The 10720-nt window shown below is 38.9% G+C and carries 8 protein-coding genes; 5 read left to right on the forward strand and 3 right to left on the reverse strand.

From position 1 onward, the window contains the following. Nucleotides 1-230: 230 nt before the first annotated feature. Nucleotides 231-4919 carry a hypothetical protein gene (locus AB4249_RS18235; protein ID WP_372104259.1) on the reverse strand — a complete coding sequence of 1563 codons (4689 nt, stop codon included), beginning with the start codon at nt 4917-4919 and terminating at the stop codon, nt 231-233. 462 nt (nt 4920-5381) lie between these two features. After that, on the reverse strand, nt 5382-5744 hold the full coding sequence (locus tag AB4249_RS18240) for a phage protein (RefSeq protein WP_137374230.1): 363 nt from the start codon (nt 5742-5744) through the stop codon (nt 5382-5384). A gap of 227 nt (nt 5745-5971) precedes the next feature. Here AB4249_RS18240 and AB4249_RS18245 point away from each other — a divergent pair, with 227 nt between their 5' ends. Together AB4249_RS18245 and AB4249_RS18250 are read left to right on the forward strand one after the other, a co-directional pair. Then, nucleotides 5972-6487 (forward strand): hypothetical protein, encoded by a 516-nt coding sequence (locus AB4249_RS18245; protein WP_137374229.1) that lies wholly within the window; start codon nt 5972-5974, stop codon nt 6485-6487. Nucleotides 6488-6531: 44 nt separating this feature from the next. Further along, nucleotides 6532-6699: a superinfection immunity protein gene (locus tag AB4249_RS18250; RefSeq protein WP_353960345.1), complete on the forward strand. Its 168-nt coding sequence runs from the start codon at nt 6532-6534 to the stop codon at nt 6697-6699. Nucleotides 6700-6706: 7 nt separating this feature from the next. Here the strand turns inward: AB4249_RS18250 and AB4249_RS18255 are convergent, their stop codons facing one another. Beyond that, on the reverse strand, nt 6707-7069 hold the full coding sequence (locus AB4249_RS18255) for a regulator (RefSeq protein ID WP_137374227.1): 363 nt from the start codon (nt 7067-7069) through the stop codon (nt 6707-6709). A gap of 376 nt (nt 7070-7445) precedes the next feature. Here AB4249_RS18255 and AB4249_RS18260 point away from each other — a divergent pair, with 376 nt between their 5' ends. The 3 genes from AB4249_RS18260 to AB4249_RS18270 all read left to right on the forward strand — a co-directional run bounded on the left by AB4249_RS18260 (nt 7446) and on the right by AB4249_RS18270 (nt 10342). Beyond that, nucleotides 7446-8096: a hypothetical protein gene (locus tag AB4249_RS18260; protein WP_137374226.1), complete on the forward strand. Its 651-nt coding sequence runs from the start codon at nt 7446-7448 to the stop codon at nt 8094-8096. 303 nt (nt 8097-8399) lie between these two features. After that, nucleotides 8400-9236 carry an abortive infection family protein gene (locus AB4249_RS18265; protein WP_102558667.1) on the forward strand — a complete coding sequence of 279 codons (837 nt, stop codon included), beginning with the start codon at nt 8400-8402 and terminating at the stop codon, nt 9234-9236. A 137-nt stretch (nt 9237-9373) separates the two neighbouring features. After that, nucleotides 9374-10342, forward strand: a complete 969-nt coding sequence (locus AB4249_RS18270) for a hypothetical protein (protein WP_372104263.1) — start codon at nt 9374-9376, stop codon at nt 10340-10342. Nucleotides 10343-10720 lie beyond the last annotated feature (378 nt).

The raw sequence follows: 10720 nt of genomic DNA on the forward strand, positions 1-10720 counted from the left end.
CCGGGCTTCATTTACTGTTTGATCTTAAATGGTGATTTTAAGTTATGGCTTATAAATGTTTTATACGGTTATGTTACATGGATGAGTTAGCTCAGAGGTTAACTAAAAAATGAGCAGCCTCTTTAGGCCCAAGATAGCACAGAACTCACAACGTTGTACGGATCTTGGCAAGTTAGTATTGAGGCGAACTAGTGTTAGCCTCAATACATCAATAACAATTGGGTTTTAAACTAAGACAGCAGCCCATTATCAAGCTCTTTAACCGCACTCATTGCTGTATAAACTTCTGAATTCAACAGCTCATCCCAGATGTCTAAACAAGTACTTATTGCCTCATCATCTTCATCTTCTGAAGCTTCATCGTAAAGACGTTGCAACACGCTTAGGAGGGAAGATTCCCTAATATGAAGATGTCGATGCTTAAAAAACTCATCATTCTGATCAACTTTAACGATGTTTTTTACTAGATCCAACAAAGATTTACTTATACCGGTGAGCATGCCGGGAAAGCTTTCCAGCTTCTTAAATATCTGATATATACTGTGTTTTGCAGCTTTTGACTTCACAAGTTCACTAAATAGGAACGTCGAATTATGCTTTTTCCAGTAGCTATCATGCTGAACACAATTACCTATTTGTTGCAGAACATCTTTATCCTCGTCGTTTAGCAAAGTTATGTATGACGACTCTATTTTGCCAATTCGGTCATGGTACTTATCTTCCCGTAAGAATTGGGAAAGCACTGAAGCGCACCCACTTCTTAACTCTTTGTCCCCTCTCAGAACCAAAGTTAGCTCATGTTTAAATAAGTCATTGAAAAACCAGCGAGCATAGATCTGCCTAGCTGCTTCTTTGTTGATATCCAAATACTGAGAGCCAAGCATTCTAAGAACAAGTTTCACGTATTCATTGACGTAAGTGCTCTCGAAACCTTGGTTGAAAAAGTAATTTGCACCATATGCTCCAGTGACCCGAATATCTTTGGTGCATAACTCAATAAATTTAGAATGAGCAAATGGACTATCGTAATTTAGATAAGGCAAGATTAACTCTAGGGCTGACATCTTGACTGCGGGGTGTTTATCAGCAATTGCGTGATTTACTAAGTACCTATTTTCGTTTGCGAGTGATTCGTTTTTGAAAAAAATCTTAGCTATTGCGTGATATGCCTGACCCCGAACACAATTGATTGAGTTATCCATCAAAGACTTTGCTGATGCAACATCAGTAGTATGTCCTTTGTCTGAGCTCCAAACATTGAGTTTGTTAAATTCAGGGTCTCTGGAATTGCGCGCCAAATTTAGCAGTAGGTTAAGAGTTTTTGTATCTGAGGTCAGCGATCGGCAGCTAAGTAATTTAACTAAAGAACGTTCACGCTCACATTCACACTCATTTTGGGGGAAATGCTCGATAACCTTTTCCAATAAAGTATTACTACATTGGGACCAATCCTCTTTGTAATCCTTATGAGCTTTTTCTTTACTAGAGTCCGCTATCCCTCGAAAAAATGCAGTTATATATCGAGGATCTATATTTTGGGGCAACAACAATGCAAGGTTTGCGAATCTGCTTGGTTCATTACAAACAGAATCCTCTAGAGTGCGAGAGAACTGTGTTATAGTTGACTCGGACATTACTTCTTTACCTACTTGCTTCCAGTTTCTACCAATAGATGGCTTTTCAGGAGATAGAATTAGCTTCGACCAAGACTTATTAGAAAGTTTGTTTCCGATAGGTAATGGTGAAGTAATTATCCCCCCTGTAATTTGATAATTTGAACAAAAGTCAAAGGTTGAATAATTGATAAACTTCCGCTCCAGAACCTTAATTAATTGTGCAGTGGCAGTAGAGATACGGTGTTGATCGAGTTTAGGTAACAAAAAATATTGAGCACTTCCCCAATAACTATAGTCTGACCCTCTTCGTCTTGTCTCCAAAATCCGCTTAATTTGCTCTATGTTCATGTCACTTTTTAAGCGGGTGATCGATTCTTCTAGCTTTGTAAAATGTCCGTTGGAGCAACTTTTTGAAAACTTCGATATTAGTTTTCCAGGCAATATCCAAACTGGTTCAAGACGTGTGTTACCACACGATAAGTGCGAATTTGGACGACGCAGGATCCAATCTATGACTGTATCAGCGTACTCTGGAGATAAATTAAGTAATAGTCTAGCGACTAAGTTTACGGTGACTGGATTTTTAATCGCTAAGTAAGGCTTTATGAGCTCGTATAATATTCCAGAATCAGTTTGTAGGTTTTCTCCCGCCTTTTCTATCAGTTGAAACATGCAAAATGTTAGGTTATGGTCTATCTCATAATCATCAGCTTTATCCTTATGTAACCAAGTCAAAACCGATTCATGTTCACCTTCTGATTCCGCTATATCAGTGATATTTCGAAGTAAACGCGTCAATACCTCTTCTGGAACTTGTTCAGCGACGACCCACATGTCTTCTAACTCTGTTAGAGACCAGTTTTCGCTTTGTGTGATTTTCCGATGCTCTCTAATCTCATATGAATAACTATCCTTACAGATAACCTCTCTGTAATGACTCAAGAGAGCTTCAATTAATGATAAAGCTTGATATGGACGTTTCTTAGACAAGTTTCGCCAATCTATATAATTTACAGAACAGCCTTTTTGAATAAGTTCAAGCCTTAAGTCGAACATATCGTCAGAATCATCTTCAATAGCCCAACACAGACTACTACATACTTTTTGATTCCAACTATCTGACCTATCTACATATGGGCGTAAAGTAGCCACCACTAACGCTGGCTTAAGCTCTGAAATGGAACTTAGGAGGCTGATAGAAGTGTCAATTAGCTTTTCATCAGAACTATTTAGCCAAGCGCCCAAAATGCCCTTCTCACATAGGTATTCAACGATTTCTGGATTTTTAAAGCAAGTCGTAGAGGTAAACTTCTGAATTAACTCGGAATCACGAACTAACTTGTCGATTAGTTTTCTTGCGGGGGCTTTAATGACCTTTAAGTCCTTTAGTGAATTAAGGGCTAAGAACTTCAGGTGAAAGCGAACGTTATCGCTAAATAAAACTGCATCAATACTAGAGCAGTAATATTTTTGGTTAGCTTCTAGCAACATATTTAATGCGTACCTAAGGTGCTCTCTTTTATCCAGAGTTTGGTTGCTATACCCACCCAGTTCATATAGAAGCTTTTCAGAAGAGTCACTACCTGCTCGATATAACTTTGAACCGACTTGATAATCATATAATGCCTGATGCCTAAAACTTATTCGTTGTTCCTGGCTAGTTAATACTCCCACTGACATTAATACCTCTAAGGTCCTTCGCGAACCTACACGAATAGAGTTCAATGATACAGACAAAGAACCTTGCTTCATCATTAAACCTACCAGCTTATCAATAAGCTGTTCGGCTTCGTCTATTGATAGATGGTGGGCATGTATTTGACTTAATCGATCATCCCAAAAATTCTTAACCAACTCTAGTTTGTTGTTAAAGCTAGGTGCATTCTGCGTCCGGTGTGCAATCGTTAGGTATATACCAAGCCATAAAGGTATCTTAAGAATCACTTTCTTGACGGAAGAAAGTTGTGAGTAGGTCTCAAATGGCGATATCAACTCGACGACTTTTTCCTCACTCAACGTAGATAATTTAACCTCATGTAATGAATCCGAAATACTATTCAGCCAACTTGATAAGGCTATGTCTTCGTTTAGCTCAAAATCCCGCGAAGCCAAGACGATTGATATGTCGGCACCTTCTTTACGCAGCGCGATCGTTTGTCGGATTAAATCCTGGCAAATATGCAGCGCTACATTAGAATGTGATCCAGTCCAACGAATAGCGTCGAGCTGGTCCAATATAATGACAACTTTGTTGTGCTTTGATATTGCACTTAAGCTGAATGGAGGTGAGTAAGGGAACCCTAAAGCCCTTCCATACGCATCTAAATTATCGACTGGATTTCGTCGATCAAGTCTCACAGGGACACTTATCGCCCCCTTGTTACGAAGGTGATGGTGCAGTTCGAGAAGCAATGAACTTTTTCCAACGCCAGCTTCTGCTCTAACGAGCGTTACAGGGTTTTCTTCCAAAGAATTGATGATGTTATCCAGCTCTTTTCGTTTAATAAGCTCATTACATATTAAGAATGGTTGGATTGACTCCTCAAATTCTTTGGAAAGATTTTCAACAACTGAAAGTACTCTTTCATCTTCTGGTAGACTTCTTGCAACAAAACCGGCCTTTGTTAGATCACTTAATAGTTGGTTTGCCGTAATCTTGTTACGTAATTTATTATATTCGGCGGGATAAGATTTGAGGTACTGGACTAATTTGCTACTGCTTCCAATGAACAGAGACGAAGCTTTATCTTCTAATTCATCTTGGCTATGTTTGTTCAAATCATAACGGACAATCTTGAAGCGTTGCAGAAACAGCATTGCTTTTCGAAGATCCTCTTCTAAGTTTAAGGACAAGCCAAGATACCCACATAATGAATTGAAGCATTTTTCTCTATCTTTACTTTGTTTTACTTGATGTTCGAGGAAATCTATTGGTATTGCATTACTATTCAATGCACTTTCACATAAATCACTGATAATTCTACTTGAAAGTGGTGAAACCAAGTGAAACTCTGTAGCCCCTCTATTGATTTGAAAATTTGCGTTTTTTAAAATTTTGGTACTGTGAAGTTTAGATAAATTCCAGTATTCATCATTACTAGAGCTCGCTTTACACTGGTGATGTTCGTGTGAACCATCGTTATTACCTATTACCAAGTCAACTCCGACCTCGTCATCCCCAATTGGCTCTACAGTCACATAACTCGTCTTTTCTTGTAATAGACGTAATAACTGATAAGCAATCCAGTTAGATTCATATCTATTACCAAGCTTTTCTGCATATCCACCCGCTTCTAGCGCCATACTGTTTTTCTCAACTAAACCTTACACATCAGTAAGATATGGCCTATGTCTACTTTTTACAATCATTCTTCTATTATCTGTGATGATTACGAGCTAATTGCTCAGTCTGCGAAAAGCCTTTAGTAAGGTGTATACATAAACGCTCCCACAGCATAAGGATAAGTAAATTGCACAGTGCGACAGTTAGGATTAAACCATCCTGGGACTGTTTCGAGTTGAAGGCTGCTGCTAGTTGAAGTTAGCTAGAGATAACTCTGCCCAAGCGAATTAAATCGGATATGGGAACACACCATTTTTCAAACGGCAGATGGTGTCGAGAACAACCATAGTGTCTTCAGGTGTTGAAAGCATACCAAGTGACCACTTGTTGCTTAGATCTTCAGTAAGAATGACATCATTTTAGTCAATGTTATTGAGGCTTTGAACTCACATTGGGAAAATCATACTTTTCTAATCCTATTTCTAGATATTAGCTATCGCTCTAGCAAGGCCAAGCAAGTGTGTTGAAGTCTTAATCTCTAACTCTGATTGAATACCCAATAATGCAATCCCTGCTAAGATTTGTTGCGGCCTCACCACTTGGCCTGTCGGCAGCTCCATACTGTCATATAACATTTTGAACTGTATCCAGTCTTCGCTAATACTTAGTTCTCGACCTTTTGCCATTCTCATTAGTCTTTTGCACTCAGGCGGTATTGGTTTTCCTTCGTCCCATCCCGTGACCGTTCTCACAGTTTTAAAACACAGTTCCGCGACCTCTTCCTTGGTCATTTGGCACTCTAACTCTCGAAAAATGTAATTCTTACTCATTTCGCGATACTTCACAGATAAAACCTCTAAATACAAGAGGTTGCACCGTAATGACAAGATATGCTGCATTGAACATAAGCAGACATAATACGCACAATTGATATTTAGATTAATAGTAGCCACTTTTAAAATGGTTCAACATGCTCAGAAATATCCGAAGGTTAGTTTCAGATTTTCCTACTTGTGTTCAGTCAAGAGAAGACTTACCTTGCACGCCCTTAATAAATTAGATTTGGTCAACAATGAACAGACTACTTATATTACTATTAGCTTTTTCTTCGTGCTCACTAGCGTCAGTAATTGAACGCCCTACACACGTTTTCGAGCAGTTTGACGAAAGCCGCTATAGTTGGCTCCCACACTACGATGAGCATTTATTCAATACACACATAAATGACGATGCAGCAAAGTTCATTTCAGAAAATGAGCTTCAAAGGTACGTGAAGCTCAGATTCAGAAACTTCGTCAAAGACTTAAAGCTCAAAGAAAATATCGAACACCAAGCCCATAACTATATGGATGTAAGCATCGACTTGTATAAATACAACGACACATTAGACATCTACTTTGGCATGATGTCGTTCAAAATAACCCATTCCATCAATTGGGAAAATAGCAACGCCGCCCCATATGTGCTTGCAGTGGCAATTGCTGGTTCAGAAAAGCAGTTAAGTCAAAGCATTAAGGAAAACTTGGGGTCATTAATTGAAGTAATTGCAGAAGACTACTATTACATTTCAGACCTATCTGATGACTAACAATTAAGGTATGTAGTATGGAAAGTATATTTTTCCTAATCTTTATGGGTATCGGAATATATTTGTTTCTTCTACCAACAATTATTGCCAGGGGAAAAGACCATCCACATAAGACGGCAATTACTGTACTTAACATAGTTGGTAGTCTTTTTTTTGGTACTGGTTGGCTAATAGCTTTAGTTTGGAGCTTAATGAACACTGAGCGTCTATAGTGCTTATTTAGCTTGCTTTGTTAAGCGTTTTGGCCATGCAACGTGCAAGCCTTATCAATGAACTTACTGTTTTCCGATCTTCGTTAGATCCTATTTCTAATAAAGCAGCTCCTAACAGTATTTGGCTTGCAGATAGTCTTTGTCCCGTTGGCAAAACAAACTTCCCATTCTCGACATAGAACCCTACCCAATCGTCTGAAATCCCAACTTCTCTATAAGCACAAAGTCTCATCAATCTCTTGCATTCATTTGGAATGGGTTTTCCTTTGTCCCAACGTTTGACTGTCGTCACATTTTTAAAACATAGTTCCGCGGTCTCTTCTAAAGATAAACGGCAATAGAATTCTCTAAAAAGTTGGTTTTTAGTCATCTAATGCCCTCCAGTCTCTGGGAGCATTTAAAACGACATGAGCCAATTAATGATAATAATTTGAATAATAAGAGTTTATTTAACTTAACGTGGCAAAGTGCGCACTGTGCAAATACGTATTAATTGGCGAATTTGCCTTATAAAAAATTATTCATATCTTGTTAATGTTCGATTTTCCGAAACTAATTTTTGTCCAGAGGCTTCATAGACGCGAAGTTTTACTCATGGCACTTTTCTAAAAAGTGCCAGCTAGCTCAAATCTGCCCCAAAGTGAGCTAGTCTTCGCTGGCCTCACAGTTCATTGATCAGCTTTTGACTTAATTGTATTAATGGATATAACGTTTCATTTTGTCAAACACATTGCTCATGGTTAACAATGTACTCAATTGAATCAGATGTAATTTCAGAAAGAATGAGGGCCGCTGTTTCACTTGGTTGGTCGATATTCTCCAAAAAAGTTGGTAATAACTTAGTTGCAATAAACAAAGAAGCGTCAATGCAGCTTCAATATGCCTATGTACTTCAGCAACTGATTCCTCTTATAACGTTCAGTTCAGGTGATAGATTCAACATAGAGTTAGAAACAGGGATTAATATTCACGGTAGAACTAGAGAAATAGACCTCGTTTTTAGTGGAATTTCACAACAGCAAAGTCACACTATCGCTATTGAGATGAAATGCTATCGTACGCTTAGCTCTTCAGGAGGTAAGCGTGGAGCGACCGATATATTCATGAAAGACGTATACGAGGATTTGCAACTTCTTGAGCAATATGTATCTGTGGTTGGAATGTCTGAGGGTGTATCACTTGTGATGAACGATATGGATCGGCTTGTTAACCCCAAAAGTAAAAGCACAAAGTGCTGGGACTATGACATTTCTCAAGGTGCCTCATTTGGGCCGATAGACCTAACAACCCCGATTGGTGGTAAAGATGTAAATATTTCTTTAGCAAAGAGCTATTCCATTGACTGGAGCAATAATGGTGACTATTGGTTTTTAGAAATTCAGGGCCAAAGCATGTGACCATAGCTTCGTGAGTATACCTATTTGTGAGTATACCTATTCTCAACCCATAATTGCCCCAAAGTTAGTCAGAGTAAATAATTACACACATCCTGTTTACACATATTTAACCCACCAAAACTTATCCGAAGGACACGCTACGAGGACGGAGCAGGAATTATGCTACGCTTACAGGTCTAATCTAACGTCCCTCTTACTAACCTATTGACTATCAATTGAAGAGTTAAATTAAAGGCGGCATCATAGCTAAATGAAAAAAGGCTGGTAGCTGTATAATTAGCGTCAGGTGTACTTGGAGGAAATTTGAGTAATATTATTCCAAACTCAGTTATAGGGGCGGTCGCTAACGTGTTAGCTGCCCATTATTATAGTCATAGCAAGCTGAATTCTTTGTTTATGGAAGCTGGTGCTCCGGGAGATGCTCCTGAGGGAAACTGTGAAACAAAGTGTTCGACTTGGCTGAAGCGATGCAATGAACACCAAGATGTTGACGCTTTGAAGGTATTGGGTTGTGTCATACAAAATTTTATGGATATTGAACCAACCAAGTCTCTTTTCGATGATGATATTATTGAAAATGAGACCACGAAAGGGCAAGCCAGAATTATTGCTGCTTTAGAGAGAAACCAGCTGACATACAAAATGAATGGGTACGTTATCAGCGCTGGTTCTTCTATCGCAACTAAGACGCTAGAAGACTACCTAAGAAATGGAGATTTTAAATCTATAGAGGTAGAGTTCGAAAGAGCAATTTCCAATATTAATACTGATCCTCATTCATCAATAACTGCAGCCAGTGCAATTATAGAGTCTGTTTTGAAGTACTACATCGAGCGCAACAATCTGACAATGCCTAGTAGGATGAACATCGGCCCTCTTTGGCAAACAGCCCGTCAGCACATACCTTTGAATAGAAATGCTCAGCTTAATGATGACCAAAATAAAATTTTAGCTGGGGTTGCCTCAATCATAGATGGTGTCGGTGCTTTTCGGTCACATATCGGTTCAGCTCATGGTCGTGGTTCAGCACCTCCGGCTATTTCAATACATGAGGCTCGCTTAGCTATAAACGTGGCTCATAGTATTACGACATTTGTGATGGACGAATTAGTAAATCATAGCACCATACAAAGCATTTAAGAGTGATTCCCAACGCTTGGCATTTTCAGTTCAAGGTTGGGTCTCGTGTTTACGGTACAATGGTTTAGGTTAGGTGGTAGCGTTGTTCACACTTTAATGCGGCTAGCATACAGATAAAAATCAAGCATTGAGCAAAAATGAAGACAAAAGAGTTGATACCGTTGGTGGTAGACGCAATTGCCAACAAAGTTAGTGTTGAAGACATTAAGCTCAAATATGCAGTGTCTGAAGAGCATTGGGCTAGGGTTAGCAAGAAAATTTACGATCAGTATATTGAGTCATCACGTAAGAAAAGACTTGAAGATCAAGCTAAAACCAATGTGGGTTGTACAGACTTATCTACCATCGACCAGATGTATGATGCAGTAGGTTTTTTAGCATCGAAAGCATTGTGCCTGCCTACAAACATTACTCCATATGATTATGAACAAGTGAACATATATAGAAATCGTGAATACTTTGACGAGCGAGCACTTGTAAGGTTTGTGGCAAAACTAGTAATGACCCCCAAAATGCGGGCTCACCAGAAATTAGGGCGCTTTAATCACTTTGCTCCTTTTAAGCCATTTGCAAAGTATATAGATGCGTCTCTTGTTAGCTACTACCGCCATAATTATAGAAGCTGTTTTTTGACTTTAGCACCTGTTATTGAAGGGGTCATGCTGCGCTGGCTAGGTTATACAGGTAACGGTTCTAAACCTCAGTTTGAAGAGCTACGAAAGTTTTTTCGCACTGGATATCGAAGAAACCCTAAACCGGGAAATCCATTATTCTATGATTTATTTAGCAATGCTTGTGATGAAATCCTATGCAAACATTTTTACTTAAACTCACAACAAGGTGTTCCTCATAAGGGGTTTAATCGACATATTGCATCTCACATGATTTTTGATGAAGAGTTCGGTACGAAAGAGAACTGTATTAGATTATTTGTGTTGCTAGACACTATGACAGAGCTCTATTATTACGAAACTTATTGCCATGACTATCGCTTTTATTTAACTCACGAAGAGGTTATTGGGGACTACAACCTGTATAGCGAGTTAATGGTTGCTGGAGAATTGTCTGACAGTATTGAAACAAAGTTGTTGGGAAATGTAGGCTAAACAGCCGTATGATTTCGCGTTTTACGATGCTCATTATGTTAATTCCTACTCAAATTCAATTGTATTTCAGCGCCTTATGGGAAGTGTCCATCTAAATGGGATTATTCGCGTATCGTACCGAGTGGATAACTTCTTCATATTTAGAACCAAAGTCGAAAACTGAATAGCCACCGACTTGGTAGACACACCCGAGTTGGACTCTGCTGCTTCATTTACCCAAACTCAGCTTATCCGAAGCAGTCTACTTTGAGCGTCAACTCTAACGCGCTTTTGTCCATTTCCTTCCAACTACAATCGTGATGACCAAATTAAAAAGGAGGTCATCATGGTAGTTTTCAACAAAACGAAACGAAGTGGCGTCAAAAAGCCTTTTCGGCT

Source organism: Vibrio sp. 10N.261.55.F4 (assembly GCF_041470465.1).
GTDB lineage: Bacteria > Pseudomonadota > Gammaproteobacteria > Enterobacterales > Vibrionaceae > Vibrio > Vibrio crassostreae_C.